The sequence below is a fragment of the Desulforamulus putei DSM 12395 genome, from assembly GCF_900129195.1.
GTDB classification, from domain to species: domain Bacteria; phylum Bacillota; class Desulfotomaculia; order Desulfotomaculales; family Desulfotomaculaceae; genus Desulfotomaculum; species Desulfotomaculum putei.
In genome coordinates this window covers 1-26,774 of record NZ_FQUY01000030.1, presented here as the reverse complement: position 1 = coordinate 26,774, position 26,774 = coordinate 1, and the positions used below count along the sequence as shown (strand labels likewise).

Genomic DNA, 26,774 nt, shown 5'->3' with positions numbered 1-26,774 from the left:
TGCATATATGGAAGCCCCGAAATAACCAGAATAAACGGGTTTTCTGAGTCCATGCCGAAATTGAAGATGATGCTTAAATCGTGCAAGAAAAGATCCTTGGCCAGTTGCATCTCGTCCAGGATAAAAACCGGTGTAATTTTTCGTTCCTGGTAAAACGTCAGCACCGCTTTTTGTATCTGGTGAAACAAATCCACCTTGCGAAACTTGGGCTCCTCCCCCAGGCCTGTGACAAGGCCCCGGAAAAAGTCCATCACTGTACCCGTAGAAAGCTTGTAACCAAAACGGGCTAAACGGTCACGGTATTCTATGAGAACAATATTTACTTGACCACCGGCGATAATTTTTAATAGTTTGCTGAGTTCTTTACGGTTTTCGTTTAACCCGGAGGCAACTTCCTGATACTCTGCAACTACAGCATATTTCCTGCGTTTGGCGATTCCTTGCAATCGCTCCAATTGTCGGATTAAGTTCCCGTTGTCAGCCTGTTTTTTAGTAGAAACTCTGGCATATATAGCACAACGATTTCCTTTAATTTCTACAGTTTTTACCCATAACAGCAAGCAGTTCGCTTTCGTCATACCGACGATGACCGCCAGCAGTTTTTATCGGATGTATTTTGGAAGCTGTTTTAACCTCCATCTTTAGATATAACCTATAGTTATATCCTATATGTTTAATCTATATTATTCAAGTTAATAAAAATAAAGTTAGAATAAAGTTAACTTGTTCAACTACTTAGATTCCCCCCTGAAAAACGAACCGTTTATTGGCCTGTACTTAAATAAAAGGAATTCCAAGGATTTGGACTTCACAGTGAACAGGCCGACTGCGATTACATTTACAAGCTGGTTTTTCAGGAGAATCTACTCAAGTAAATTAACATGTATATTAAAATTAGGAGGTTTTTGCATTGAAAGTAATAGGTATTAATGGAAGTGCACGTAAGGATGGCAATACTGCTATTATCATTGGACGTGTTTTCGATGAATTAAAAAAGAAAGGTATAGAAACAGAAATGATACAGCTGGCCGGTAATAATATCCAGGGTTGTATCGGCTGTGGGGGATGTTTTAAAAATCAAAATAATCAATGTGTCTTTCAAAATGATATTATAAATAAGTGTATTGCCAAAATGATCGAAGCAGATGGCATTATCTTAGGTTCACCAGTATATTTTGGCGATGTCTCAGCCAACATGAAAGCATTTTTAGAAAGAGTAGGCATGGTAGCAAGTGCTAATAATGCACTTTTTAAGCACAAGGTGGGAGCTGCTGTTGTGGCGGTTCGTCGAGGAGGAGCAATCCATGCTTTTAATACGATGAATTATTTCTTACACTACATGCAGATGTATCTGGTGGGTGGAACTTACTGGAATATGGTCTATGGAAAAGAAATTGGTGAAGTTGAGAAAGATGCAGAAGGTATGCAAAATATGAAATCTATCGGGGAAAATATGGCCTTGCTTCTAGAAAAAATAGCAAAATAAAATATGTAAACGTCAAATAGTCCTCACCTGTACACAGAACTTCGCCCCCAAAGTTGACAATACTAATAAAAGCTCCCTTATGCGCACTTATTGAGATATTCAATGGGTGCGTTTCCTTTTAATCGAGATTGTGGGCGTTCATGATTATAGAAATCTATATAATCGGCGGGGGACCATCCTGACAAAGGCTTCATATAATTTTTCTTCATCTACTGCCTTCATGCTGCAGCCCTCCGGACCTGCGGCGTCCCCCGTTAAATAGACACATAAAACACGAGTATTGCTTCCTGTTTCATAGAATTGCTTAATATGGGCCGGTTTCCACCCGGGTGGTGGCTAATTTAGCGGCCTTATCATTTTCTTTAAAGGCCCGCAGATAGCGGTGTACACTGGATGGTGAGCCCATATAGCCTTTTTGAACCAGTTCTTTGTGTATTCTTGTGCCAATATAACCCTTATCGAGCATGTCTTGAATTTCTTCTCGGTACTTGTCCAGTTGTTTTTCATACTCCCTGGCTTTAAACTGTGGCGGATTAATATCTCTAAGGTATTTTCTGACGGTATTTCTTGATACACTTAGTGTCTTAGCTATTTTCCTGATGCTGACCCCCTGGGCATGCAGTGCTTGATGCGTTGCCATTGTACATGCTTACCACCTCTTTTGCCTCCCCCTCTCGATGGAAATTTTATCATAAGGTGGGTCAGTTTTACTTGACGATCAGGGGTCAATTCTATTTTATGATCTACAACAGACATTACGCGCCTTCCAAAACAGATTTGAGAAATATGACCTGGTTATTGCGGACGAGATGGGCTACATCTCCTTCGACAAAGAGGGCTCGGAGCTGTTGTTTACCCACCTGTCACTTCGGGCCGGGAGAAAATCCACTATTATCACTACAAACCTTTCTTTTGAGCGATGTGGGGAAATATTCCAGGATCCTGTTATGACTGCAGCTATGATTGACCGTTTAACACATCAATCATACATAATTAATATGAATGGTAATTCCTATCGAATGAAAGAAACAAAGGAGTGGTTGCAGAAGCAGCAATTGGCCTAATTTATTAGGCAGAACCCCTCGTGTATACTGTATTCAAATTGACACGATCATGCTTTGCATTGTCATGATTAATGAGATAACATAAAACTGTGGATAATTCAATGAAAGCATAACTCTTGTTGTTAAGTGGGGGAATTTTGAGTTGACAAATACATCAGTTTATTTCATTACAGGAATGCTCCAATCGTTTGTGATTTTTCACCCTAAAAAAGGGCATAAAAAAAGCGGCAGCATCTTATTTCTAAAATGCCACCGCTAATTCCGTAGTGAGGATTCCTTATTCGATTTATAGCCTATATAAAAAAGGCAGCATGTGTTAAAACTACCCATTATTTACCCGTTCTATTTGCGTATTCTGAACCTGCTGGGTAGCGTTCTCCCGAAATCTTGATCTTCGAGAGTGCATCGTTCAAATCACTTAGCTCCTCGGGAGTCAGTTCAATGTCCGCTGCGCCAAGATTTTCTTCCAGACGCTCTAATTTGCGCGTGCCGGGAATCGGAACAATCCAAGGCTTCTGGGCAAGCACCCATGTCAGAGCTATTTGAGCCGGCGTTGCGTTTTTCTCTGCAGCAACCTTCTTGATAAGTTCCACCAAAACCTGATTTGCTTCGAGATTCTCCGGTTTAAAGCGGGGAACAATGCTGCGGAAGTCGGAGCTAACAAATGTTGCATTCTTATCAATTTTTCCGGTAAGGAAACCCTTGCCCAGCGGGCTGAATGGAACGAAGCCGATTCCGAGTTCCTCCAGGGTAGGCAGCAGTTCTTCTTCAGGACTTCTCCACATCATTGAATATTCACTTTGAATAGCAGTGAGCGGCTGAACCGCATGTGCGCGGCGAATCGTTTGCACTCCTGCTTCAGAAAGTCCCCAATATCTGATCTTCCCTTCCTTGATTAGGTCTTGTATTACTCCAGCTACTTCCTCGATAGGCACATTCGGGTCAACACGATGCTGATAGTACAGGTCAATGGCTTCAACTTTAAGACGTTTGAGCGAGCCTTCCACTGATTGCCTAATGGTTTCCGGCTTGCTGTCAAGCACCTGCTTGCCATCTGCCATTTTGATGCCAAACTTGGTAGCGATGACCACTTTTCCCTTGAACGGGGCCAGTGCTTCACCCACCAATTCCTCATTCACATACGGCCCATACACTTCGGCGGTGTCAAAGAAAGTAACACCACGGTCAACGGCCGCATGGATCAGTAAAATCATTTCTTTTTTATCTGCTGCCGGGCCATAACCATAACTCATTCCCATACAGCCTAACCCAATGGCGGAAACCTCAAGGCCGCTGTTTCCTAATTTACGTTTTTTCAATTCTATTTCCCTTTTTGGTTATGGTATCAAATCAAGTTTTTTAAGCCAGTTTGCAACATCTTTGTCTGCTCTGTCAACACTGCCGCCTCGAATTGCCAACCCGGATAATACCTTTGCATTTGGGCAAAGTTTCTTGATGTCGCGTTCACTGCTTCCCATTCCACTACCTTCATGTGTGCAAAATGGAATAATGGTCTTTCCTGAAAAATCATACGACTCTAAAAATGTGAATACCGCCATCGGCATCGTTCCCCACCAATTCGGATACCCGAGAAAAATCACATTATAAGAATCCATATCATCTACTTTATCTGTAAGCTCAGGTCTGGCATTTTTTCTTTTTTCTTCCTGTGCTACATTTGTTGTTTCCGTATAATCTTCGGGGTAAGATTTTACTGTTTTGATTTCAAACATGTCGCTGCCTGTTAATCCCTGTATTTTCTTTGCTATTACTTCTGTGTTTCCAATTGGCAGGTTTACAATACTACCGCCCACATAATTATTTCCCTTGCGTGAAAAATAAGCGATAAGGCTCTTTGAATATGCCATTTTTTATCCCTCTCCAATCAAGCATCTTTTTTATTCCACTATCAAATATCAAATTTGACGTTACTTAGCCATCTCACAGTTTCAGGATCGTTATGTGATAAGAACAAGCTCTTTTTCGTATCCAATGTTGCAATTCTTTCCATATCCTCCTGGCCTAATTCAAAATCGAAGATATTGAAGTTTTCTATTATTCTTTCTTTGTGAACAGACTTCGGAATCACAACCACTCCTCTTTGTGTCAACCAGCGTAAAATCACCTGAGCAACGGATTTATTATACTTTCGAGCTATTGATACTAAAACTTCATTCTGGAACATGTTGTTTCTTCCTTCTGCAAAAGGTCCCTAGGATTCTATCTGTACATTGTATTCTTTCATAACTTTAGCACTTTCTATTTGCTGGCAGAACGGGTGGGTTTCAATTTGATTTACAGCAGGAACCACTTCATTATGAAGTATCAAATCCACCAAACGATCCATCTGGAAGTTGCTGACCCCAATCGCCCTAATTTTCCCCTCACGATACAGTTCCTCCATAGCTCGCCAAGAACCATATACATCGCCAAACGGCTGATGGATTAAATACAAATCCAAATAATCCAATTGCAATCTTTTTAGCGATTTCTCAAAGGCTTTCTTTGTACTCTCGTAACCGGCGTCCTGAATCCAAAGCTTAGTCGTAATAAACAGTTCCTCTCTCGGTACGCCGCTCCGTTTGATTGCTCTGCCAACCGCTTCTTCGTTTAAATAAGCAGCAGCGGTATCTATCAAACGATAGCCTGCCATGAGCGCGTCATAAACACACTGCTCGCATTCCTTGGCATCAGTAATCTGATAGACTCCAAAGCCCAAAATAGGCATCTCAACACCATTGTTCAAAATTATATTTTGCATAATAATCCTCCTTTGATTTTGCGTGCCAATACATTTTTGCCCATAAAATTAATTCTCAGATCTCTTTAGTTCTTTTTCTTTTTCAACTACTACCTGTTCATATACTGCAATTTTATAATTCAGGCGTTCCAGTGTTTTCTGCATAGCTTCAATTTTTGCTATTAACTGCTTACGCTGTTCGATTAAGAGCTCTTTTCTGGCCTCTATGGTTGCATCACCCTGTTGAAACAGCTCGACATACTCAATCAATACTTCAATCGGAAGACCTGCACTTCGCATACATTTAATAAATTCAACCCAATTACAGTCTTCTTCACTATAATCCCTGATTCCGCTTTTATTACGGTTCACACGAGGTATCAGTCCGATGCGTTCATAATAGCGGAGTGTATCCTGTGGGATATCAAATTTTTCACTTACTTCTGTAATCGTCATGTGGTTTCACCTCCTGATATCCGCTATAATAACACTTGGAGTTAACTCCAAGCCAAGTCCTCTAAGAAAGAGAAATTCTTACTTACTTTCCAGTGTAACTTCATTGACCTATAAGAAAAGCTGAATGACAAACCACCTTGCGAGTCATCCAGCTTTTTGTCTAAAACTAATGTTATTTTAAATTACTATACTCTTCATCTGTTACGGGTTCTAACCATTCGGCGTCTCCCTTTTGAGGATTTGTTGTTATTCCGATATGTGTAAACCAGCTATCCGGTGTAGCACCATGCCAGTGTTTTACAGCCGGATTGATCTTTACTACATCCCCTGCGTGAAGCACCTGTACAGGCTTGCCTTCTTCCTGATAATATCCTTCGCCTCCTGTAATAAGCAGAATCTGCCCACCTGGATGTTTATGCCAATTATTTCTTGCGCCTGGCTCGAAAGTTACATTGTATATCGGGCAATTAAAGATGCTGTCATTAGAAACCAGCATTTCAATCCATGCTGTCCCAATAAAATAGTCATTCGTAATTTTTTCACCTTTCGGGAAGATTACACTTTCACTTAAATTTTTTGATTTGTTCATGTTTTATTCTCCTTTAAATTAAATTTTTCTTTCTACTGAAATATTGGATGTCATTCCACCTAATTTACTACCGGCTTTACACTTGCAATTCAAACAAATCTTTAATATTCTTCTTTCTATACTTGCGTGCAATGACCATGTGGATGCTCTGTTCGGCAAGATTTTTCGTATAAGGCACATGGAAATCATAGAGGAAAGCAGCAACGAATTTAGTTAATTTTTTCAATTGTAACCGTAAAGTCACCGCGAATACTTGCAAGCTTTTCTATGCCAGATTCAATCTTACCCAATATAATAAGTCCATTTGCATAACCAAAATCTCTATAAAATATAGCCAAATTCCCCAAGGAGAGTAATAAGTGAAATCTCCAACTGAAGGATCACTGCCTGGTGGTGCATCTTCTGTAGATAATCTTTTTGCTAAACTACTAATTTTTTCGGTTCCTGCATAATCTTCTAATGTTAATGTTAATGGGAGTAATGTTAAAAAATCCCTGCTTGTTGGATTATCATACATTTTCACAATTACTTCCTCGTTGTCAAAAGTTAATTTTATTCTAACATCTTCCATAGCATCTAAACTCTCCTAGTTATCCTTAGTCTCACTGCTGCTTTCTGTACCTACCGAAGTGCTTTGGTCATTCGATTCATTTAGTGACACAGCTGGTTCCCTTTCAACAGGTTTACTATCCACTATTTCAGTTGGTGGACTTGCAGCCTCCGTTTCTGGCGGCGGGCTTTCGTTCTCTACATCAGCAGATTCGCTCTCAATAGGCATATACAAGCAGCGAGGGTGAAAGCCATCACCAAAGCAATTGCCAAAGATAACATTTTTTCATCTTGTTTTTCTCCTATAAAAGTTTTGCATCTTTATTGTTAACCAGCAAAGACAGGTCAGTTCATCAATGGAGGCGTAGCAGAGCACATATCTTTGACAGGCTGCCTGTCTTTGCTTGAAAATTTTAATTTTTACTTGTAGGAAGCCTCATAGATGGCAACACAATCCTCAATGCTGAGTTCGCTTCTGTCGCACAGGAACAGTCCACCCATAGTTTCCTTTGCGTTTTTAGCCAGTGTTTCAAATTCTTCCGGCCTGATTCCATAATCGGACATCTTGAGGTCTGCAACTCCGCAATCTTCCTGTAATTTTACTAACATAGTAATAAAGTCCATCGGCTCTTTTGCATCTTCCATTCCCATAGCTTTAGCCATCTGAACAAATCTGTCATCACATACATGCTTGTTAATGAGATGTGTGAAATATGCCTTGCTAATCATAATAAGGCCTGCTCCATGGGGAAGCTCCTGATGGTAGGCCGACATGGCATGTTCCAAGGAATGCTGGCTGGTAACAGCCCCTACACACATCACTACACCGGAAAGCGTATTGCCGAAAGCAACCTTTTCGCGAGCGTCAATGTTGTTTCCGTCTTTTACTGCTTTTGGAAGGTTTCGTGCTATATTTTCAATAGCAGTAATTGCATACATATCGCTCATAAGATTGGTGAATTTAGAAACATAGCCTTCTACGCTATGAAACAGCGCATCAAAACCTTGATAAGCAGTATATTTCGGCGGCACAGTAAGCATAAGCTCGGGATCGACAATTGCTAAAACCGGAAACAGCTCGTCAATACCGCCGAACCCTATTTTTTCATTCTTTTCTTCATTCGTAACAACGCCCCATGGGTCAACTTCAGAGCCTGTACCTGCTGTAGTAGTAATTGCGATTATAGGGAGCGGTTTATGTTCTATTGGCATTCCTTTTCCGCTTCCACCATGGACATAGTCCCAACAATCACCGTCATTCGTTGCCATAGTTGCAATAGCCTTTGATGCGTCCATAGTACTACCACCGCCCAATGCAACAATAAAATCGCAACCGTTTTCTCGTGCAAAGGCAGCGCCCGCCATAACCGTTGATTTCAATGGATTTGGTTCTACCTTATCAAACACCACAAATTCTACTCCTGCTAATTTCAATTGTTCTTCAGTTCTTGCAAGGTATCCGTTTTCTTTAACAGATTTTCCCTTCGAAATAACAATCATGGCTTTTCTGCCAGGCATTTTTTGTGCATGCAAATTACTTAATTGGCCTGCTCCGAATAAAACCCTTGTAGGTATATACATGTTAAAACTCATATTAAACCCTCCATTTTATAATTAGTATTTCATGACAGAGTTAACTCTAATTAGTATTGTCATAGGATCACCTACACAGAACAGCTTATCACTTGGAGTTAACTCCAAGTCAAGCACTTTTAACAAAAAGGAGTGCAATTTTATTTAACTGCACTCCTTGCCTAAAAATAGTTAATAAGTTCGCAGTATTCTACTATCATGCAATAACAAATTATTGTATGAGGTGTTCCCGATTAAATAGACACATAGAACTGCGACTTTCAAGCTAAATCACAGTGTTTCGCTATTTTTCTTGGGGGCCCTGCCCCCAAACCCCCGCCCTCGCCGGGAGGCAGGGATCCAGGCTTATGCCTGGCCCCTTACAAAAGGGTATTCCATGTTAGCCTGTACAAGGGTAAAGGCTTCGCCCCGGCTATCGCCGGCCCTTGACAGGCGCCAAGGCTATGCTGCTAATTGTTTTGTTAGATATTGCTCGTACTCACAGGGGGACATATAGCCCAAACTTGAATGCAGCCTAATTCGATTATAAAAAACTTCTACATACTCAAATATCGCTTGTCTTGCTTCTTCCCTTGTCTTAAAATGTGATTGATAAATAAGCTCATTTTTTAGAGTGCTAAAGAAGAATTCTGCGCAGGCATTATCGTAACAGTTGCCTTTTCGGCTCATACTTGCAATAAAGCCATATTTTTTTAAAAGGGTTTGGTATGCATGGCTTGCATACTGGCTTCCCCGATCCGAATGGTGGATAACCCCTTTGGGCGGCCTGGCCCGGTGAACAGCTTGCTCAAGAGCGTTGATGACCAATTCTTTAGTCATTGTGCTATCCATAGACCAGCCCACAACCTTCTTATGGCATAAGTCTATTATTGCTGCAAAATAAAGCCAGCCCTCATCAGTGGGGACGTAAGTTATGTCCGATACCCACACTTTATTTGGTTGGTTGACCTTAAAGTTCTGGTTTAACAGGTTTTCAGCCACGGGGTAATTATGCTTTGAATTTGTAGTGGCCTTAAACCGGCGCGGCCTTTTGGAAGCTATTCCGTTTTCTTTCATGAGCCTATATACCCGGTTATGACCGCATTTTATCTTCTTTTTGTTGTTTAGCTCCTTAGTGATCTTTCTAACCCCGTATAGCCCTCGAGATCTGTTATAACTGTCTTTGATCTCTTTCAACAGTCTTTCGTTAGCCTTTTTACGTTCATTTTTGGGCCTTTTTCGCCAGCTGTAATAACCGCTTCTTGATACTTCAAGGACTTGGCACATCTTCTCCACCCTGAATTCGAAGCGGTGTGTATCTATAAATTGATATCTTACTTCCGGTGGTTTGCGAAGATGGCCGCTGCCTTTTTTAAAATAGCATTTTCCTCCTCAAGGTCGGCAACCCGGCGCTTTAATTGTCGAATTAGCTCGTCTTGGGGTTTTAGCCGTCCGCTCCCTGGAAATGCATTTTCACTATCTTTTTTATAGTCTGAAACCCATTTATAAAGGGTTTTCTCATGTATACCGAGGTCTAATGCTACGCTGGGGACACTGCGCCCCTTTTCCACAACCAGTTTTACAGCTTCTAAATTTAAATTCTTTGTTGTATTTTCTGCCATTATTACTCACTTTGTGGCACCTCCGATGATTTAATTTTATCTCAGTTCGGAGTGTCCATCAAACCGGGTACGAGGCACAAGAGTACCATTACCCAGGAGAGATGTAGTGGTACGTTTTGCTGTTTTCTTTGTTTTCAAGGGTTCACGCCGTTTACATTTCAAACTTGAGTTATAGGAAACGAATATCGTTTACATACTTAAAAAGACTACCTCATTGGAGATAGTCTCTTTCAACCCATCCTATGCTTGTTGTCTCTTTTGCACCGGAACATCATGACTAGATTTCGGGAAGTAGGGTACAATTAATTTTTCCCACACAGCCCCGGCTATAATTGCTCCCACAATCGGTCCCAATATCGGTACGATTAGACCATAGAGATTAGGCCCAAGAGCACTGCTTCCCCAGCCGCCTAACAATAAGAAAATTCTAGGTCCGAAGTCCCGAGCTGGATTCATGGCAAATCCGGTTAGCGGTCCAAAGGATAATCCCAAAATAGCAACCGTTAACCCGATGGCTAATGCGGGAATTCCGCCGTTTGGCGCCGCTCCGTTTTTAGGATCGGTAACTGCTAGAATCACAAGCATTAAAAACGCCGTAATTGCCAGTTCAACCATGAACGCCTGAAAGGTAGATAAGTACGGCTTAGGAAAGGTGCTGAAAATACCTGCAGTCGCCAATCCTTCCTGGGATGCGCGGACGATATTCTGCGCTTTCTCAAATGTCCGGATGCCTTCACTATACAAGGCATAGACAACGCTCGCACCCGCAAAGGCCCCAAGGACTTGTGAAATGATATAAGGAATAACCTTTTTCTTGTCAAAACCTTTCCATACCGCGAGGGATATGGTTACTGCCGGATTAATGTGTCCGCCTGAAACGAAACCCGAGATATATATCCCCAAAGTGACGGCTAACCCCCAACAGATAGACATACTCCACCAGGATACATTAATACCGGCAACGACCAAGGAAGCAACAGAAGCTACACCGACAAATATTAGAGCAAATGTACCGATAAATTCACTTAGACATTCACCGAATAATTGCTTTTGCATTTTAATCCTCCCTTGAATTAAACTCATTGTTATGAAAATGCAGTTAAACTAATGAGAACTCTTATTCACCGTAAGCAAATTGATATAGTTGTACAATCTCTTCCTTACACGGTGTTCTAGGGTTAGTAACGGTACATTTGTCAGCAAGTGCGGTTTCGGCCAGATCGTTTACTTTGTCTAAGAACGCCGATTCTTCTACTCCTGCTTCATTCAAATTGGCAGGCGTTTTAGTTTCCCTTAGAAGTATGTTAATCGCACAAACCAAATTATTAACACCTTCAGTCACTGAAGCGGCCGGTAATCCTATAAGTTTTGTCAATTCGGCATAGCGTACTGCAGCCCTGGTTTCCTTTCCGCTCTCCAACTGAGAATTATACCTGATAACATAAGGTAGAAGGATGGCATTAGCTCTACCGTGGGGGATATGAAACATCCCTCCCAAGGCATGAGCCATACTGTGGTTAATGCCTAAAGAAGCATTAGTGAAAGCCATTCCTGCAAGGCAGGATGCATTGTGCAATTTTTCGCGAGCCTCCAAGTCATTTCCATCATGGTAAGCATTTAATAGATAGTCAAATATTATTTTGACTGCCTTTTCCGCCAAAGCATCAGAAAAATCAGATGCATCTGTCGAAACATAAGCTTCTATAGCGTGGGTTAAGGCATCAATAGCGGTGTCAGCAGTGATCTGGGGAGGAACGGTTTTCACAAAATCCGCATCAATTATCGCTATGTCGGGGATCAAACTATCATCTACTAGCGGAATTTTTTTCTCGTCCCGGGTAATGACCGCAAAGGACGTTACCTCAGAACCGGTCCCGCTGGTTGTTGGTACAGCGATAAAAAGCGGCTTTGTATAGTTCGGTGCATTGTTTTTCATGATGTTCGTACCAAAAGCTAAGATGCTTTTAGCTGCGTCAATGGTTGACCCGCCGCCCAGAGCAATCAACACATCCGGGTTAAACTGCAGCATAGATTTCATTCCAGCTGCAACGATGTCAATCGGCGGATCAGGTTTAATGTCAGAAAATACAGCACATTCTATCTGCCTGGCTTTTAAGATAGCAATAATTTGGTCAGCATACCCTACTTTAACCATGAATGGATCGGTAATCACAAAAGCCCTGCTTTTACTGAGTGTACTTAAAAATTCAACTGCACCTCGATTAAAATAAACGGCCGGTTTAACACTAAACCTATTCATATAAACCCTCTCTCCGTGCCTGAGATTTAAGTTTCTTACTCTAATTATCACTTAGTTGAATATCATCCACTATACCCACGATAGCCATGTCGGCGGCAATTTTTTTGTCTTCGTAAATGGTACTTCCCCAATCGACCAGGACAATATCCCCAATGCCTGCACCGACGGAATCCAGTGCTACTAAAGCACTATTTTCGATAATGTTTTTATTCTCGTCCAGGGATTTGATTACCAATAACTTGCCACCCACTAACTTCTCGCATTTTTGGGTAGATATGACCTTGCCAATAACTCTGGCCAAAAACATAGATAATAAAACTCCTTTAATTAAAAAAATAACGATCTACATAGCCAATTTTTCTAAAATGTTTTTCACCAAGTTCTCAACATATTCCTGAGATAGTTGTATCCTTTCGTTGGAAGTCCCCTCTTCCCTTAGATCAGCAAATTCTCTAACCCCGTACGCCACCCTTCTAAGATTTAAAAGGTTCATGGGGCCTACATTATCGGAAGTGGAACTTCCTCCCATTGCTCCACAACCTAAAGTCAACGCTGGTACAAGGTTTGTTGTAGCGCCGATTCCGCCTAATGAACCACATGTATTGACCAGGAGCCTCGAAACGGGTTTTTTAAGGGCAAACTGTTTGATGATATCATCGTTATTGGAATGAATGATTAGAGTGTGACCCTTACCTTCATTTTCAAGCAGTTCAATGCACCGATCACAAGCCTTTTCCCAATTTTCTTCAACATAAAACCCTAAAATAGGGGCAAGCTTTTCGCGTGAATATGGGTTATCTTTACTCACTGTTGTTTGCTCTGAAATGAGCACCTTGGCATTTTTCGGGATATTCAATCCTGCTAACTCTGCTAGTTTTTCCACGCTTTTGCCTACAACCTGAGGATTAATGGTGCCATTGCCCCTTAACATATATTTTCCCAGCTTGTCTGATTCTTCTTGTGTAAGGAAGTAAGCACCTTGCTTTTTTAATTCTGCTACTACCTGATCTTTAATCTCTTTTTCCACAACTATCGATTGTTCTGATGCACAAATAACTCCATTATCAAAGGTCTTACTGTCTATAATTCTTTTAACAGCCAGAGGGATGTTTGCGGATTTCTCAATAAAAGCCGGTCCATTGCCAGGCCCCACCCCTATTGCCGGGGTACCAGAACTATAAGCTGCTTTCACCATGGCTTCCCCACCAGTTGCCAGGATTAAAGACACATCTTTATGTTTCATAAGTTCCTCGGTTCCCCGCATGGAGAGAACACTCATACATCCAATAATCCCCTCGGGTGCTCCAGCTTTAATTGCCGCTTCACTTAAGATCTTAACAGTCTCTAAGATACATTGTTTTGCAGATGGATGAGGAGAAAAGATAATGGCATTGCCGGCCTTTAAAGCAATGAGTGATTTATAAATAGTAGTAGATGTAGGATTCGTAGAAGGAATAAGGCCGGCAATAACTCCGATCGGTTCCGCTACTTCAATAATCTTCTTCTCCCTGTCCTCATTAATGATTCCTACTGTTTTTAAATCCTTGATACTGTTAAACACAGTTTTACAAGCAAATATGTTTTTTATGATCTTATCCTCAGATTTACCAAACCCAGTTTCTTGGTGGGCTAACTTAGCAAGCCTAACAGCCTCCAAATCAGCTGCATCCGCCATAGCTTTAACTATCTTATCAATTTGTTCTTGAGAATATTGTCTAAATTTCACCTGAGCAGCTTTAGCCTTTGCAATAAGGCATCTTACCTCCTGGATTGACAACAAGTCCTTATCAATCAACTCCATATTATTACCTCCCGATTTATATACTACTTGTTAAACTTAACGATTATGTTGTTCATATCAATGTAATCCCTGGCAAGGGGTGTTATAATTGTGTTTTCTTTAATCTGAACTATTTTGTTCGGCTGAATTTTTTTTACATCATTTAATGTAAGAACAGTTCCAGTTAGTGCTACATCCCGTCGATAGGGGGGGGCTTCACCAGTTGGTTGTTCCGTTTGGCTTAGAGTTGGAAGGAACAACCGGCCGATTTTTTCCTGTATAACACCTTTGAATTCAGGAAAATCCACAAATTTGACCCCGGCTGCTTGCAGGATTTGTTCATAATTGTTGATCATTGAGTTATAAACTGGATTCTGAGATAGCCCATTTGAGATATTGACCGGGTTATCAGGTGCATAGCTATCTCTTACAACAATAATTTCTTTGTTCATCATAACGGCTCTTGCGATTCCAGTTGTAACCAGGTTATCGGCAATACCAAGTGCAACTTTGCACAAGGTGTTTCTCGTCATCACCGGAACCAATACAAACCCTGCGCTCCGCAGCGAATCATCAACCTCTTCTGTAGATTGGAGGACACGTCCTTGAAGCTTTTGAACAAGTTCTTGGTCGAGGACTTTTCTGCCACTCTCTGAAATGACTAAATCATAATTTGTAAATTCAAAATCTGCCAACACTTTTAGCGAAATTTCAGCATGCACAGTACCTCCGGTTAGGAAGATCAGGATTTTTTTATTCATTCGCGGCAAAATTTCCAGCAGCAAGTTTTTAATCAGTGTCTCAATCGACAAACCCCCACCCCCAATCTAACCGGCAGCCATGGCTATTCCAATTGGTGTCACCAACAAGGGATTGTCCGGTTTAACAGTTTCAATGGAAGTATACTTTTGAAAAACTTCCTCAATTCCGTTTAAACAACACGCTCCTCCTACCAAGTAAATCCTATCAATGTTATAATCTTTAATACTTTTCCTCGTAATTTCCGCCATTTTTTCAATCACCGGTCGCACCGCCGGAAAAATGATTGATTCATTTTTGGGGTTTAATTTGAACATTTCTGCCTCTTCAAACTCAAAACCAAAGTTTCCAGCGATTACGAGGGTAAGATGTGTCCCCCCAGTTGGCTCATCGGTCGAAAAAATCACTTTTCCATTTTTCAAGACTGAGATCCCAGTCGTCCCGCCCCCAATATCAACTACAGCACCATCTTGTATATTCAGGACTTTCGCAGCTGCCACTGGCTCATCGATAATATTTGTAACTTCGAACCCAGAGGCTTCAACCACATTTTTTATAACTTTAATATTGCCTTCCATAATCCCCGGTGGTATAGCAGTTGCAGCATAACTAAGTTCCCGATTCAGCCGCCTCTCAAGTTTTTCTTTGAGTCCCTTGACAATAGAAACCGCTTGTACATACTCCACAACAATTCCATCTTTAACCACATTGGCAGGTTGCATCGCTCCTGCAACGGGGCAATCGTCCTGATCTAGTACCGTGATCACGATATTTGACGTACCTAAATCCACGCCAACTTTCAGTTCACCATGAACTTCACAAGAATCTTCACTTTCGATTCTTGCCTGCATTTGGCTGACGATTGAGTTAACTCTCTGCATCGTTGTCATTGATTTTTCCTTATTATTCTTACTAAATCTTTATTTTTTATTTCCACTGCGTTTGCTTCATCCATATCAATGTGGAATTCCAAGCTTGCCTGTTCATCCACTCTAATCAAAACATTATGGAAAGTAACCTGTTTAGCACCAGCAACAGTCTCTACATCCACCAGGTCACCATCACAAACACCGAAATGTTCGGCTTCATACTTGTTCATGTGGATATGCCTTTTAGCGCAAATCACTTTTTCATTAAAGACCATCATACCTTTAGGCCCAATTACGCAGAGGCTGGCCGAACCTGATGTGTCGCCGGAATTTCTTGCAGGCGGATGAATACCAAGTATGTATCCGTCTGTTCTAGAAATTTCAATTTGGCTGTATTTTCTCAACGGACCTAAAATTCTAACGTTGGTAAAACATCCCTTTGGTCCGGCAATACAAACAGTTTCATGTGCGGCAAATTGTCCGGGCTGGTTCAGTTCATTTTTTACAGTGAGTTCATATCCAGGTCCAAATAAGACATCCAGATCTTCCCTGGTAAGATGAATATGCCTGTTGGATATACCTACAGGAATACTTAAGCTTCTATCTTTAATGGTTGACCATTTTATAATTTCGGAAGCTATTTCTTTTACCAGTGTTTCATTTATGTTCATGCTTTGTCTCATCCTTTAGTTATTTCTTTTGCGAATGAATACAGAGTACTCTGGGCTGCCCCTTTTCTCGCGGACACAGTGGATCGTAGCATAAATTACATGTACTGTCTTTCTCACGCAGTGTAATGCCTTTGTCCTCTTCTTTTTTATCCATCCGGACGGTCGTGTCCAATTCCTGATCTAGATCATTTGTTGCTCTGATTACATCCGATGAAGCAAATTTGTCGTTTCCCGACCTATCCGCGGCGCACATTTTATCTTGAAACTGTCCATCAGCTTCTGGCTTCACCACGGGATCATCCGAAGGTTTATCCAACGGCTTATCCAGAAGCCTCTCGGCAGACTGATTAGAAGGCTCTTGTACAAACTCGTCCTGTAACTTGTTCAAGGGCTCGTCCAAGCCATCGCTTTGTAAAGGTTCTTTCTCAATCAGAACATCGCTATGATCTACTGCCTTGTCAGAGCGACCAGGCACAGGAGCTTGTCCAAGAGGCTGTTCTCCAACGTTATTAAAGTCTTGTCCATTTGCTTCTTTTTTATTAACATCGAATGTCAACCCAGATTCCCTGGCACCTGCAAATCTGCTGCAGTTTTGTTGCAAACCTATAGTAGTATCTGATTCTACCAGAAGTTGAAGAGCTTCTGCTGGTCTAGGAATTATCAAAGTGGACACCACAGCACCTATTTGGGCTGCACTTGACTTGGCTGCATCGATGGCTGATTTTACCGCTCCTACATCCCCTTGAATCTTTACGGTAACTAAGCCATTTGTCACCTTTTCATACCCTATCAAGTACACATTTGAAGACTTTAAGACAGTATCCGCAATCTCTATAGCTGCTGTTAAGCCTGTCACTTCAACCAGTCCAAGGGCGTTTTGGTTCATAAAAAACACTCCAATTCTAACAGGCTATGTCTCCAGGTAAGAAAGCACCCTGATGATATGGTTACTTCATGTGAATGTCATACCATCAGGGCCCAATTTGAACCCTCGATTAAAGCGATGTTCTAAATATTTGGTTTTGTAACAGAAACCGGGTTTTGTCCCATAGACCTGAGAATATTCAGTCCTACTTCCCTGGCCGCAATGACTGATTGCCTTACAGCACCTGAATCACCGGTAATGCTCACGATAATTTCGTTAGAGTGAGCCGTACCTTTGTCTGGGCTAGCATAGCTGACTATTTCTACATTAGCAGTTTTAAGTGCAGTATCTGCCATAAGCAGACCGACTGCCGCAGGTGCTCCTACTATGATGCCGAAGGACTTGCCTAACGGGGCTTTAAAGGCTTTCTCTAAAGCAAGACTTGCCCGGGCAGTGTAGTGAAGTTCAATATGACCTGCATCGCAGGTATAGACGTCACCGAACGTTCTGTCAATCTCTTTCAACGTTACTTCAACTGCTCTCCTTGCATCGGATACATCTTCAGCAGCAAAGACGATAATACTTCCGTGTCCAGCTCCTCCTTTGGTATCTCTCGCTAGTTCGATCAGGGCAATTTCCGTATTGGTGGCTTTTACAGCTTCATCAGCCGCCATAATGTGCGGGCCAGCTCCTGTTCTTGCGCTTACGATACCAACGGAACGGTATTTCGGATCCAATCCCATTTTTTCATGTAGATGACGATCCAGATTGGCAATCACGAGACCAACCGTATCTCCAATAGCGGTTCCAACAAATTCAGTAACCGGTGTTACCTCTATCAAATTATCACCCTTCTCCACTGTTTTGTTTTCACCTGTACTATGGCAAATGGCTTGTTCAGCTCGATCCTGAACTTTCGTGCTATTGTCATTTCCAGGATCAGATTTTTTTAAGCTTAGGCTTTTTTGGACTTCTTCTAATACTTTGTTGATTAAATAGTCATTCATGATACCACCTCAATACCATTGACTACTCTGCCAGTTTAGGCAGCATTTTTTCTACATCAGTGTGAGGTCTTGGAATGACGTGTACAGAAACTACTTCTCCTACCCTTTTAGCGGCTGCTACACCAGCATCAGTAGCCGCTTTCACAGCTCCAACATCTCCCCTTACCATAACCGTAACTAATCCAGACCCGATTTTCTCGTAGCCTATAAGGGTAACATTAGCAGCCTTTACCATAGAATCTGCAGCCTCTACTGCACCTACCAATCCTCTTGTTTCAATCATTCCTAAAGCTTCTTGTCCCATAACAGCACCTCCGTAAGGTTTTGTGATTACTTCGTATGTACATTCTATTACATAGAGAAATGAGTCGTTATAATTATTTTGACTTAATATTGGAATATCTTAAGGTTGTAGCTTTGTATTATTTTGATTTAAGTAAAATCCATATATCTCCTTTTTTGAAAATACAAAATTTGTTGCCTTTTTCCTAATAGAAAGATAATATTATGTATATAACTTATGTATATAACCTCTTGTTACATAGTTCATAAAAACATTCACAATTGACCAATGCTACTCGTATAATCCGCAAGGAGGGGATCTTGCCGTGAATGTATGGGAGAATTTAAAACTGAAGGATATAGTGGATATCAACACATTGATTGATATTCAGGATAAACTTGCAAAACTTGTGGGTGTTCCGACCATTACTGTGGATACGTATGGGATTCCAGTCGGTAAGAGTAGCAATTTTACCCCTTTTTGCAAACTTATCCGTTCTTCGGAAAAGGGACGTCAGAATTGCATATCATGTGATCGCCAGGCCGGGCTTTTGGCCATACAAGAAGGAAAACCAAGAACATATAATTGCCACACCGGACTTATCGATTGTGTCGCCCCCATCATCATCGATAATTATTTCTTAGGGTCAGTATTAGGTGGACAAGTCTTAATTAAAGGGCAAAAATCAAGAGATTCAATAGATATTGAAAGAATATCGAGAGACTTTGACATTCCATTAGCTCAACTGAAAGAGGCTGTACAGTATATCCCGTTAGTTCCACAAGAATCCATACAAAATTCAGTTGAATTTTATAGCTTCTTGGCCAATTATATTGCTCAATTGGGTATGAGCCGTCTAACCCAAGAGCGATTGTTGAAACAAAGCAAAGAAAAATTTGAACTTGAACAAAAAGCGAAAAAAATGGAACTAAAAACAATTCAGGCCCAAATAAACCCCCATTTTTTGTTCAACACCTTGAACACTATAGCCAGGATGGCTTTAATGGAAAATGCTCCTCAAACCGAAGAGTTGATTTATAAACTGTCAGACCTTTTAAGATACAATCTTAAGAACATTGAAGAGTTTCCGAAAATTAAGGATGAAATTGAAAACATTAAACGATATCTTTTTATTCAATCAACCAGGTACAGTGATAGAATCACCTACGAAATTGACATCAGTGAAGCAATCATGGACTATCGGATTCCGTCCATGATCATTCAGCCATTGGTGGAAAATTGTATGGTGCATGGTCTCGAAACGAAAAAGGAGGGTGGTAAGATAAAGATTACAGGTAGACTTGTGTCCGATAATGAGATCGTCATCAAAATCAGTGATAATGGCAAAGGGATAAATCCAGATGTTCTTAACCTACTTCATGAAAATATAAATGGAACATTAAACCAATATTTAGGCATTGGACTCCAGAACACGCATGACCGAATCAAGCATTACTTTGGAGAACGATATGGACTAAAAATTGAAAGTATACCTGACATTGAGACCAATGTCTATATCTATATTCCTTGTGTCAATAGTCTGTGAAAATGTCACCTTAACTCGTCTGAGAAAATGTTACTTTTATGAGTTTAAGACCCCCCCTTTTAGGGGTTGTCAACGGTTATGAATTTGTGTTACGCTAAACCTGCTTGGTGAGTTCCATGGTCGACGCCATGTATGATTTGCAGCGGGTTTGCGTGGCAACGCAGGACTCGCTGTTTTTATTTCTTGCTGTCGTTTGGGTTTTTCCGTTTCATACAATCGCAGCGCGTGTCCTTGATGCTATACTAACAGTTCACCTTGCATTGTTTTCCGTACTTCAACGACAGTTTTGAGTTCGAAGGGATGGGGCAGTTTTTCGGCGAAGGTTTGCCGCCGACTCCTTTCAGATTCCACCTCGTGATGGACACCCTTGTCTTGGAACTACGGTTACTGCTACCTTCACCGTTCGGGACTTTCAACCTATAGATAATGCCCAATGCCGGGCGCACATAATCCAAGCAAAGTGGCGGCTTCCGTCACCTTGACCTGACGAGCGACCACCTTTTCCACAACCAAAACTTTTTTGAGTTCTGCTTTTGTCAATATAATCTTCTCCTGTTCCATAGTGACATTTTCACAGAACAGTTATATAGTAACAATATCACAGAACAACAACATATCTATATTCCTTGTGTAAAAGAGTACTATTCCCACAACGTCCTCTAAAGAAAGGTGTTAGCAATGTATAAGCTGATGATTGTAGAAGATGAACCTCTCGAACGTTTAGCCTTAAGGAAAATAATTCAAAGAATGTATTTTAACATTGACATCCTACAGGATGCCAAGAATGGAACTGAGGCTATAAAAATTGCCAAGCTTTATCAGCCTGACATTATATTGATGGATATAAGAATGCCAGAAACTACCGGACTAGAAGCACAAAAACGCATTATTAAGTTTCTATCCCATGTGAAAACTATAATCATCACGGCTTACAGTGAGTTTAGTTACGCACAAGAAGCGATTCAACATGGTGTAATCGATTATTTATTAAAACCGGTAAAACAGGAAGACTTAAAAAAGTCCATCGATAAGGCCATTGAGAACTTAGAACGGCATGCCCCTGGCAGTCGAAATTCTAAAGCTGAACTCGTCGGCGAAAACATCATTAAGAATGCTTTAAATTATATTGAAAAAAACTTCGCACAGGAATTGAAACTCAACACCGTCGCCGAATTCGTCCATCTTAATCCCCAATATTTCAGCCGCTACTTCAAGAAGGAGGTCGGCCTTACGTTTACAGAATATGTTAACAAACTAAGAATAGAAAAAGCCAAAAAACTCCTTTTGGAAACGAATAAGCCAATCTACCGAATTGCAGTTGAAGTAGGTTTTTCCGACCCGGCTTATTTTAATAAAGTCTTCTTAAAGGTGGAAAAGCAGTCGCCGAATAAGTTTAAACAAAGCCATACATTAAACGATTAAAGGGAAAGAAGAGTCTACTCCCTTCTTTCCCTTTCGTCTATTTGTACCTGATTCTAAATGCTCATCCACCAATTTTGCATACGAAACCTTTCTCTATGACAGCCTTTTGAAGATTCTTAATCGTCTCTTTATTGTGGGGCTCAATGCCTTTTAACTTGTAATCGTAGCCCAGGTATTGATATTTGTTCTCACCCAAACGGTGATACGGCAAAAGATGCAGTTCCTTTACCCCTTTAATACTCAGGGCAAATTCAGCAATATCTTGAATTTCACGAATACTGTCGTTAACATTCGGGATGACAGGCACCCTAATAATGATGGGAGTACCGTAAGACCCCATTATGCGGGCATTGTTTAAAATGACCTGATTGGGTTGACCCGTATAGTGGCGATGCTTTTCACCATCCATATGCTTGATGTCCAGCAAAATAAGGTCCACCCAGGGTAGAATGCTTTCTAAAACGCTTGCCGCGACAAATCCAGTAGTCTCAATAGCCGTATGCCAACCTTTGGCTTTACACCCCTTGAGCAACTCCCTGGCAAAATTAGGCTGGAACAGGGGTTCCCCTCCCGAAAGGGTGATCCCTCCCCCAGAACGACGATAGTGGAGATTATCTTTTTTTAGCTCGTGTAAAACTTGTTCTACTGTCTGCACTTCTCCTGACATGTTTAATGCGTTGCTAAAGCAGACATCGACGCACCTGCCACACCTTTGGCATTTCTCATGATCCAAACTAAAGGAAGGATTAAAGGTTAGAGCCCCTGTAGGACAGGCCCTTGTGCAGCGGCCACAGCCAATACAGTTATGACTGATAAACATGATTTGCTTCTCAGGCCTTTGAGACTCCGGATTGCTGCACCAATGACATGATAGCGGACATCCCTTTAAAAAGACGATGCTTCGTATCCCAGGACCGTCATGGACGGAAAACCTTTGGATATCAAAGACCATTCCTTTAGTATTTTTTTCGTATTCCACCGTATTAGACCTCCTAGTAGAAGAAAGGAGGAGTTTGTTGAAACCCCTCCTCCTTTGTTTATTACAGGGAGTGCTCAGTTCTCTTTATAATGTCGTCCTGAATTGATTTATCCAGTGAGGTGAAGTGTGCACTATATCCGGCTACACGAACCACCAGATTCTTATACTTATTCGGGTTTTTCTGGGCATCAATTAAGGTTTCCCGGCTAACGACGTTAAATTGCACATGCATACCTTTTTGATCAAAGTAACTGCGCACTAATGCAGAGAGATTTTCTAACCCCGATTGCCCTTCGAGAGCGGATGGATGGAACTTTTGGTTAAAGAGCGTTCCGTTAGAGGCAATGTGATGATCTATTTTAGCCACGGAGTTGGCAGCAGCAGTGGGCCCCTTCTTGTCTCTTCCTGAAACAGGGGATACACCATCAGCCAGGGGTTCTCCGGCTTTTCTGCCATCCGGTGTAGCTCCTGTTACCGCTCCCATGGGAACATTGGCCGATACAGGATAGAGACCAGGTTGGAAACGGCCACCGCGGGGATTAGTGTATTTTTCTACTTCACGACAATAGATTAAAGCAACTTCGCGGGCTAACTCATCAACTTCATCAATGTCATTTCCGAATTTGGGTGCGCGATTTTCCAACATTTGACGGAAGTATTCCTTATTCCCGTTGGACCCCAAATCAACTTTAATGTTAGCGGACTTTTGCAAGTCCTCCAAGGAAGCATTGTTAGCCTCAAGGACAAGCTTCGTGATTGCTTCCACAAGAGCTTCCTGAGTTAAGTTGTTGAGGTCTAAATTCACTTTCGCGCTGGATTTTGGTGCCTCACAAGAACCAAAGTTCGTATCGAGCGCCTCTTTCAGTTCTGCAAGGGTTACTTTCTTTTCTTCAAAGACTAATTTCTTAATAGCCATCAAGGAGTCAGCCACGTTAGCAATTCCTACCCCTTGAGGCCCGGTAAAGTTGTAATGGGCGCCCCCCTCCTGGAGAGATTTTCCTTTTACAATACAATCATCAACCATAGATGATAAGAAAGGAAGGGGAACTCTTTCACCATGCGCAATATCAACACAGTTATCTGCATTGACTAAGAGGCTGACAAAATATTTCATTTGCTCTCTGTAAGCATCCATGAATTGTTCAAACGAGGTAAAGGAAGTAAATTCGCCAGTTTTGGGACCTAGTTGTTTGCCATTAGCCATACCATTATTAATGGTAATTTCCAGTACTTTTGCAGTATTAAAGAACGCAGCATCATGCCAGCCTTCCGTTTTACCGCCTTTTTGCGGTTCAACACAACCGATAATGCCGTAGTCCCTGGCATCGGCCAAGGAAAGCCCGCGATTGACCAGTGAAGGGATTATAACCTCATCATTGTAGTAAGCAGGCATCCCCAAGCCTAGTCTAGTGACTTCTGCAGCCTTCAACATTAGTTCATCGGGAGTCTTGTTCCAGACGCGTATGGAGATTGACGGCTGTGGCAACTTGGTATGGGCAGTAGCTTCAAGGCACATGAATGAAAGTTCGTTCGTAGCGTCAACCCCGTCGACAGTTTGGCCTCCGACAATAAGATTTTGGAACATTGGATAGCCGCCAAAGGCTTTTGTTGAAGCCTCATCACGCACTTTATTCACGTCATTGAATTTAACCCACAGGCAATCGAGCAACTCTTGTGCCTGTTCTTGCGTAATACGGCCTTCGGATCTATCTTTTTTATAGTACGGATACATATATTGGTCAAAGCGCATCGGGGAAATGGAGTGTCCGTTCGACTCGATTTGAATAATGGCCTGTACAAACCAGAACGATTGCAAGGCCTCATAGAAAGTCCTGGCCGGATTTGCCGGTACCCACTCACAGTTTTGTGCAATTTGTAACAGTTCGGTTTGTCTTTGAGCGTCAGAGGTTTGAGCAGCCAGTTTCCGGGCAAGCTCAGCAAAACGCTTGGCATACTTGATTGCTGCTTTTGCAGCAATAATGACTGCTGTCAGGAATTGATGCTTTTTGATATAATCCGGGTCAGACTTGTCCGCCTTCGCAATTGCTTCCTCTGCTTCAGCGATTATCCCGTTAAACCCTTTAGCAAGCACCTTGGCATAATCGACAGAGATGTGGCCTACCCCATTAAAATAATAGTTGCCGACCGTAAATACTCCTGCTTCCATCGCTGCTTTTGTTTCCGGGAACATGAGCTCAGTTGCAAGTTCATTGGTCGTTTTTCCATCCCAATACTTGAAGACTTCCATTAAGCTTTGCTTGGTATCTTCAGAAATTAAGAAGACATCGCCTGTCCTTTTTGCTAAAGTGTCAAATTCATCAACGATCCACTTATTTGAAAACTCAGGGAAAATCTGGCTTGCCCTGGGTTTGGTCGTTAAATTCCCCACGATGAGCTCGTTATCACGGATCACTATCGTCATTTTGCTCAGAATATTATCTAATGCCATTGCCCTACGAATGATCGTTGGATAACTCTCCGTCTGTTTGTAGGATTCTGTAAGCAGAATCGCTCTCTCCGCTTCAATTTCAGGCGTCACTGAATAGAGGTCATCAATCAACTTTTGAATCCGTTGGCTCGGTGATGATTTAAAAAGCTGGCTAAATTCAGCTGTCATCTTACTGCTGTCCCCTTTCTCTTTTGGAGTTTTAATAATTTGTTAGGTTCATTGTAATTTAATTATCGCAATCTTTTTTTTACTATTTCGACCAGAACTTGTACTCTTTAGATAGCCTTTGATTGTACTTTTTTGATTTGGTAATAAAAATTTGCCTTATATAGTCCTCTCTTAGTACACGAAAAAATCTGTATTTGCTAGAATAAAAATTGACCACTAGAAAGGAAAATGCTAAAGAAAAAGTTGACCACCCTGACCATCAAACCTGCTATGCTGGAGTTGACAAGACAACAGCAAAGGCAGGTAGAAAAGGATGATCAAGGTGGACACTTATAAGTATATCAAAGATCTTCACATCAAGGAACGCAAATCAATAAGACAAATTTCTAGGGAAACTGGTCTTGCCCGGCAGACCATCCGCAAAATACTTTATGGTTCTGTGGAAGAGGTCACACGTTACAAACGAAAAGTTTCCCCACCCGCACCGCTGTAAGGAACAGTTTTTACCAATTATCCGCGAATGGCTAGTTGAAAACCTTAATGCTCCACCCAAACAACGTTACACCGCCAGCCGTATCTTTGAACGCCTTCAAGAAGAGAAAGGCTTTACCGGCTGTGATTCAACCGTCCGGGGCTGGGTCAGGGAAATTAAGCAACAACTGAATATCGAACGTGTCGAGACATATGTTCCCCTGGAACATGATCCGGTTGGCCGTGCTCAATGTGATTGGACTCCTGCCACGGTTAAAATCAACGGCCAGGATATTAACGGTGATGTATTTCTAATACGCTTCAGCAACAGTAAAGCTTTCTATGTCAGGTTCTATCCACATCAGAGACAAGAAGCATTTTTCGATGCTCACGAAAAGGCGTTTTTATTTTTCAATGGGGTCCCGCAAAGCATTCTTTATGATAATCTAAAAACCGCTGTTAAACGTGTTCTGATAGGCCGGAAACGGGAAGAACAGGATGCTTTTATCAAGTTTCGCGCCCATCATGGTTTTGACAGTGACTTTTGTAACCGTGCCAAGGGTAATGAAAAAGGTTATGGAAAGTATTAGATAATGTAAAGTAAGGCTGTAAAACACCTTGTAGCGCTGATCTATTTTATCGTTTTACTTTACATTATCATCCTCTATAGTTGATTTAAGCAAGAATGCTTAAATCAATTAAGGAGGTCTAAGTAATGAAGGAAAAACAAATAACACTTGAGATGTTGACTGCTGATGTAGTCAAATATCTCCAAAAACTCTCATATTCCCATTCAAGAATCAATCAATATCGGTCTGCATGGCAAAGGATAGCTGTATTTATGAGGGATACTGATCAGCAGTATTACACTGCTACTGTTGGTGAGGCATTCATTTATCACCTCATTGGGACTAGAGCTTATGATGCTCTTGACCGCTGGGAAAAAGATATTATCCAGTGCGCCAACGTACTGACGGAATTCCTAGAGACTGGAACTGTAAAATTCAGGCGAAGTCAGAGATTTAGAGAACTGCATGGAGCTGTCGGACAGACCATGTTATCCTACATTGAATGTCCACTTGCACATAAATACCTACATAATCATGTTGTTCCTTTTCATAATTAAACAGCCGGTATCTATTTATCCCCTCCAAGCAAAGTGCTAAA

The 26,774-nt window shown here is 41.5% G+C and carries 28 protein-coding genes and 2 pseudogenes; 6 read left to right on the top strand and 24 right to left on the bottom strand.

Annotated elements, in window-relative coordinates; all coding sequences use genetic code 11:
- The coding region (locus BUB67_RS16990; RefSeq protein WP_159431850.1) for a recombinase family protein at positions 1 to 578 on the bottom strand (578 nt) is incomplete at its 3' end.
- Positions 579 to 910: 332 nt separating this feature from the next.
- Between BUB67_RS16990 and BUB67_RS14210 the strand changes: the two genes are divergently transcribed.
- Positions 911 to 1,486 (top strand): flavodoxin family protein, encoded by a 576-nt coding sequence (locus tag BUB67_RS14210; RefSeq protein WP_003543352.1) that lies wholly within the window; start codon positions 911 to 913, stop codon positions 1,484 to 1,486.
- Positions 1,487 to 1,563: 77 nt separating this feature from the next.
- Here BUB67_RS14210 and BUB67_RS17475 read toward each other — a convergent pair whose 3' ends face one another.
- Both BUB67_RS17475 and BUB67_RS14205 read right to left on the bottom strand, forming a co-directional pair.
- Positions 1,564 to 1,680, bottom strand: a complete 117-nt coding sequence (locus tag BUB67_RS17475) for an IS3 family transposase (protein WP_081734658.1) — start codon at positions 1,678 to 1,680, stop codon at positions 1,564 to 1,566.
- A gap of 110 nt (positions 1,681 to 1,790) precedes the next feature.
- Positions 1,791 to 2,126, bottom strand: a complete 336-nt coding sequence (locus BUB67_RS14205; RefSeq protein WP_238457068.1) for a helix-turn-helix domain-containing protein — start codon at positions 2,124 to 2,126, stop codon at positions 1,791 to 1,793.
- An 88-nt stretch (positions 2,127 to 2,214) separates the two neighbouring features.
- Between BUB67_RS14205 and BUB67_RS14200 the strand changes: the two genes are divergently transcribed.
- On the top strand, positions 2,215 to 2,550 hold the full coding sequence (locus BUB67_RS14200; RefSeq protein WP_200798183.1) for an ATP-binding protein: 336 nt from the start codon (positions 2,215 to 2,217) through the stop codon (positions 2,548 to 2,550).
- Between the two features lie 329 nt (positions 2,551 to 2,879).
- Here the strand turns inward: BUB67_RS14200 and BUB67_RS14195 are convergent, their stop codons facing one another.
- The 18 genes and pseudogenes from BUB67_RS14195 to pduA all read right to left on the bottom strand — a co-directional run bounded on the left by BUB67_RS14195 (position 2,880) and on the right by pduA (position 18,593).
- Positions 2,880 to 3,869, bottom strand: a complete 990-nt coding sequence (locus BUB67_RS14195; protein WP_073240063.1) for an aldo/keto reductase — start codon at positions 3,867 to 3,869, stop codon at positions 2,880 to 2,882.
- Positions 3,870 to 3,887: 18 nt separating this feature from the next.
- A complete protein-coding gene (locus tag BUB67_RS14190; RefSeq protein ID WP_073240062.1) occupies positions 3,888 to 4,418 on the bottom strand; it encodes a flavodoxin in 531 nt (176 codons plus the stop codon).
- Positions 4,419 to 4,459: 41 nt separating this feature from the next.
- Positions 4,460 to 5,311, bottom strand: a pseudogene (locus BUB67_RS14185) (aldo/keto reductase).
- A 48-nt stretch (positions 5,312 to 5,359) separates the two neighbouring features.
- Complete coding sequence (locus tag BUB67_RS14180; protein WP_073240061.1) at positions 5,360 to 5,746, bottom strand: MerR family transcriptional regulator; 387 nt, start codon at positions 5,744 to 5,746, stop codon at positions 5,360 to 5,362.
- Between the two features lie 172 nt (positions 5,747 to 5,918).
- Positions 5,919 to 6,335 carry a cupin domain-containing protein gene (locus tag BUB67_RS14175; RefSeq protein ID WP_003545788.1) on the bottom strand — a complete coding sequence of 139 codons (417 nt, stop codon included), beginning with the start codon at positions 6,333 to 6,335 and terminating at the stop codon, positions 5,919 to 5,921.
- Between the two features lie 209 nt (positions 6,336 to 6,544).
- A pseudogene (locus BUB67_RS14170) lies at positions 6,545 to 6,852 on the bottom strand (cyclophilin-like fold protein).
- A 452-nt stretch (positions 6,853 to 7,304) separates the two neighbouring features.
- Positions 7,305 to 8,477 carry an iron-containing alcohol dehydrogenase gene (locus tag BUB67_RS14165; protein ID WP_073240060.1) on the bottom strand — a complete coding sequence of 391 codons (1,173 nt, stop codon included), beginning with the start codon at positions 8,475 to 8,477 and terminating at the stop codon, positions 7,305 to 7,307.
- A gap of 441 nt (positions 8,478 to 8,918) precedes the next feature.
- Positions 8,919 to 10,078, bottom strand: a protein-coding gene (locus BUB67_RS14160; protein WP_143157098.1) for an IS3 family transposase whose coding sequence is annotated in 2 segments (ribosomal slippage) — positions 8,919 to 9,823 and positions 9,823 to 10,078 — 1,161 coding nt in all. Because the reading frame shifts where the segments join, the coding sequence is not laid out codon by codon here.
- Between the two features lie 240 nt (positions 10,079 to 10,318).
- Positions 10,319 to 11,134 carry an MIP/aquaporin family protein gene (locus tag BUB67_RS14150; RefSeq protein ID WP_073240057.1) on the bottom strand — a complete coding sequence of 272 codons (816 nt, stop codon included), beginning with the start codon at positions 11,132 to 11,134 and terminating at the stop codon, positions 10,319 to 10,321.
- 61 nt (positions 11,135 to 11,195) lie between these two features.
- A complete protein-coding gene (locus tag BUB67_RS14145) occupies positions 11,196 to 12,338 on the bottom strand; it encodes a 1-propanol dehydrogenase PduQ (RefSeq protein ID WP_073240056.1) in 1,143 nt (380 codons plus the stop codon).
- A gap of 40 nt (positions 12,339 to 12,378) precedes the next feature.
- Entirely contained in the window at positions 12,379 to 12,645 is a 267-nt protein-coding gene (locus BUB67_RS14140) for a EutN/CcmL family microcompartment protein (RefSeq protein WP_073240055.1), read from the bottom strand.
- 36 nt (positions 12,646 to 12,681) lie between these two features.
- Positions 12,682 to 14,139, bottom strand: coding sequence for an acetaldehyde dehydrogenase (acetylating) (locus BUB67_RS14135; RefSeq protein ID WP_073240054.1), 1,458 nt, complete (start codon positions 14,137 to 14,139; stop codon positions 12,682 to 12,684).
- 23 nt (positions 14,140 to 14,162) lie between these two features.
- Positions 14,163 to 14,930, bottom strand: coding sequence for a flavoprotein (locus tag BUB67_RS14130; RefSeq protein WP_073240053.1), 768 nt, complete (start codon positions 14,928 to 14,930; stop codon positions 14,163 to 14,165).
- Positions 14,931 to 14,945: 15 nt separating this feature from the next.
- Positions 14,946 to 15,767, bottom strand: a complete 822-nt coding sequence (gene eutJ, locus BUB67_RS14125; protein WP_073240052.1) for an ethanolamine utilization protein EutJ — start codon at positions 15,765 to 15,767, stop codon at positions 14,946 to 14,948.
- The gene (locus BUB67_RS14120) at positions 15,764 to 16,417 is read right to left on the bottom strand and encodes a phosphate propanoyltransferase (protein WP_073240051.1); all 654 of its coding nucleotides are present in this window, start codon (positions 16,415 to 16,417) and stop codon (positions 15,764 to 15,766) included. The genes eutJ and BUB67_RS14120 overlap by 4 nt, the downstream gene beginning before the upstream one ends.
- A gap of 19 nt (positions 16,418 to 16,436) precedes the next feature.
- The gene (locus BUB67_RS17470; protein WP_073240050.1) at positions 16,437 to 17,303 is read right to left on the bottom strand and encodes a BMC domain-containing protein; all 867 of its coding nucleotides are present in this window, start codon (positions 17,301 to 17,303) and stop codon (positions 16,437 to 16,439) included.
- Positions 17,304 to 17,425: 122 nt separating this feature from the next.
- Positions 17,426 to 18,289, bottom strand: coding sequence for a propanediol utilization microcompartment protein PduB (pduB, locus tag BUB67_RS14110; RefSeq protein WP_073240049.1), 864 nt, complete (start codon positions 18,287 to 18,289; stop codon positions 17,426 to 17,428).
- 22 nt (positions 18,290 to 18,311) lie between these two features.
- The gene (gene pduA / locus BUB67_RS14105; RefSeq protein WP_073240048.1) at positions 18,312 to 18,593 is read right to left on the bottom strand and encodes a propanediol utilization microcompartment protein PduA; all 282 of its coding nucleotides are present in this window, start codon (positions 18,591 to 18,593) and stop codon (positions 18,312 to 18,314) included.
- Positions 18,594 to 18,897: 304 nt separating this feature from the next.
- On the opposite strand from pduA, the gene BUB67_RS14100 reads away from it, so the two are divergent.
- The gene (locus BUB67_RS14100; protein ID WP_073240047.1) at positions 18,898 to 20,118 is read left to right on the top strand and encodes a sensor histidine kinase; all 1,221 of its coding nucleotides are present in this window, start codon (positions 18,898 to 18,900) and stop codon (positions 20,116 to 20,118) included.
- A 417-nt stretch (positions 20,119 to 20,535) separates the two neighbouring features.
- Here the strand turns inward: BUB67_RS14100 and BUB67_RS17275 are convergent, their stop codons facing one another.
- Positions 20,536 to 20,658, bottom strand: coding sequence for a hypothetical protein (locus BUB67_RS17275; protein ID WP_274377251.1), 123 nt, complete (start codon positions 20,656 to 20,658; stop codon positions 20,536 to 20,538).
- 138 nt (positions 20,659 to 20,796) lie between these two features.
- On the opposite strand from BUB67_RS17275, the gene BUB67_RS14085 reads away from it, so the two are divergent.
- Entirely contained in the window at positions 20,797 to 21,540 is a 744-nt protein-coding gene (locus BUB67_RS14085) for a response regulator transcription factor (protein ID WP_073240045.1), read from the top strand.
- 61 nt (positions 21,541 to 21,601) lie between these two features.
- On the opposite strand, the gene BUB67_RS14080 is transcribed toward BUB67_RS14085, so the two are convergent.
- Together BUB67_RS14080 and BUB67_RS14075 are read right to left on the bottom strand one after the other, a co-directional pair.
- On the bottom strand, positions 21,602 to 22,492 hold the full coding sequence (locus BUB67_RS14080; protein ID WP_073240064.1) for a glycyl-radical enzyme activating protein: 891 nt from the start codon (positions 22,490 to 22,492) through the stop codon (positions 21,602 to 21,604).
- Positions 22,493 to 22,580: 88 nt separating this feature from the next.
- Entirely contained in the window at positions 22,581 to 25,136 is a 2,556-nt protein-coding gene (locus BUB67_RS14075; protein WP_073240044.1) for a glycyl radical protein, read from the bottom strand.
- Positions 25,137 to 25,537: 401 nt separating this feature from the next.
- Here BUB67_RS14075 and istA point away from each other — a divergent pair, with 401 nt between their 5' ends.
- Both istA and BUB67_RS14065 read left to right on the top strand, forming a co-directional pair.
- The gene (istA, locus tag BUB67_RS14070) at positions 25,538 to 26,197 is read left to right on the top strand and encodes an IS21 family transposase (RefSeq protein WP_073240043.1); all 660 of its coding nucleotides are present in this window, start codon (positions 25,538 to 25,540) and stop codon (positions 26,195 to 26,197) included.
- A gap of 125 nt (positions 26,198 to 26,322) precedes the next feature.
- On the top strand, positions 26,323 to 26,733 hold the full coding sequence (locus BUB67_RS14065) for a hypothetical protein (RefSeq protein ID WP_200798182.1): 411 nt from the start codon (positions 26,323 to 26,325) through the stop codon (positions 26,731 to 26,733).
- The last annotated feature ends 41 nt before the right edge of the window (positions 26,734 to 26,774 follow it).

What these genes read in the sequence shown, in the direction of transcription:
- BUB67_RS17475 (WP_081734658.1), bottom strand. Translation starts at nt 1,680, where the DNA reads ATGAAGCCTTTGTCAGGATGGTCCCCCGCCGATTATATAGATTTCTAT.
- BUB67_RS14205 (WP_238457068.1), bottom strand. Translation starts at nt 2,126, where the DNA reads ATGGCAACGCATCAAGCACTGCATGCCCAGGGGGTCAGCATCAGGAAA.
- BUB67_RS14190 (WP_073240062.1), bottom strand. Translation starts at nt 4,418, where the DNA reads ATGGCATATTCAAAGAGCCTTATCGCTTATTTTTCACGCAAGGGAAAT.
- BUB67_RS14180 (WP_073240061.1), bottom strand. Translation starts at nt 5,746, where the DNA reads ATGACGATTACAGAAGTAAGTGAAAAATTTGATATCCCACAGGATACA.
- BUB67_RS14175 (WP_003545788.1), bottom strand. Translation starts at nt 6,335, where the DNA reads ATGAACAAATCAAAAAATTTAAGTGAAAGTGTAATCTTCCCGAAAGGT.
- BUB67_RS14165 (WP_073240060.1), bottom strand. Translation starts at nt 8,477, where the DNA reads ATGAGTTTTAACATGTATATACCTACAAGGGTTTTATTCGGAGCAGGC.
- BUB67_RS14150 (WP_073240057.1), bottom strand. Translation starts at nt 11,134, where the DNA reads ATGCAAAAGCAATTATTCGGTGAATGTCTAAGTGAATTTATCGGTACA.
- BUB67_RS14145 (WP_073240056.1), bottom strand. Translation starts at nt 12,338, where the DNA reads ATGAATAGGTTTAGTGTTAAACCGGCCGTTTATTTTAATCGAGGTGCA.
- BUB67_RS14140 (WP_073240055.1), bottom strand. Translation starts at nt 12,645, where the DNA reads ATGTTTTTGGCCAGAGTTATTGGCAAGGTCATATCTACCCAAAAATGC.
- BUB67_RS14135 (WP_073240054.1), bottom strand. Translation starts at nt 14,139, where the DNA reads ATGGAGTTGATTGATAAGGACTTGTTGTCAATCCAGGAGGTAAGATGC.
- eutJ (WP_073240052.1), bottom strand. Translation starts at nt 15,767, where the DNA reads ATGACAACGATGCAGAGAGTTAACTCAATCGTCAGCCAAATGCAGGCA.
- BUB67_RS14120 (WP_073240051.1), bottom strand. Translation starts at nt 16,417, where the DNA reads ATGAACATAAATGAAACACTGGTAAAAGAAATAGCTTCCGAAATTATA.
- BUB67_RS17470 (WP_073240050.1), bottom strand. Translation starts at nt 17,303, where the DNA reads ATGAACCAAAACGCCCTTGGACTGGTTGAAGTGACAGGCTTAACAGCA.
- pduB (WP_073240049.1), bottom strand. Translation starts at nt 18,289, where the DNA reads ATGAATGACTATTTAATCAACAAAGTATTAGAAGAAGTCCAAAAAAGC.
- pduA (WP_073240048.1), bottom strand. Translation starts at nt 18,593, where the DNA reads ATGGGACAAGAAGCTTTAGGAATGATTGAAACAAGAGGATTGGTAGGT.
- BUB67_RS14085 (WP_073240045.1), top strand. Translation starts at nt 20,797, where the DNA reads ATGTATAAGCTGATGATTGTAGAAGATGAACCTCTCGAACGTTTAGCC.
- BUB67_RS14080 (WP_073240064.1), bottom strand. Translation starts at nt 22,492, where the DNA reads ATGGTCTTTGATATCCAAAGGTTTTCCGTCCATGACGGTCCTGGGATA.
- BUB67_RS14075 (WP_073240044.1), bottom strand. Translation starts at nt 25,136, where the DNA reads ATGACAGCTGAATTTAGCCAGCTTTTTAAATCATCACCGAGCCAACGG.
- BUB67_RS14065 (WP_200798182.1), top strand. Translation starts at nt 26,323, where the DNA reads ATGAAGGAAAAACAAATAACACTTGAGATGTTGACTGCTGATGTAGTC.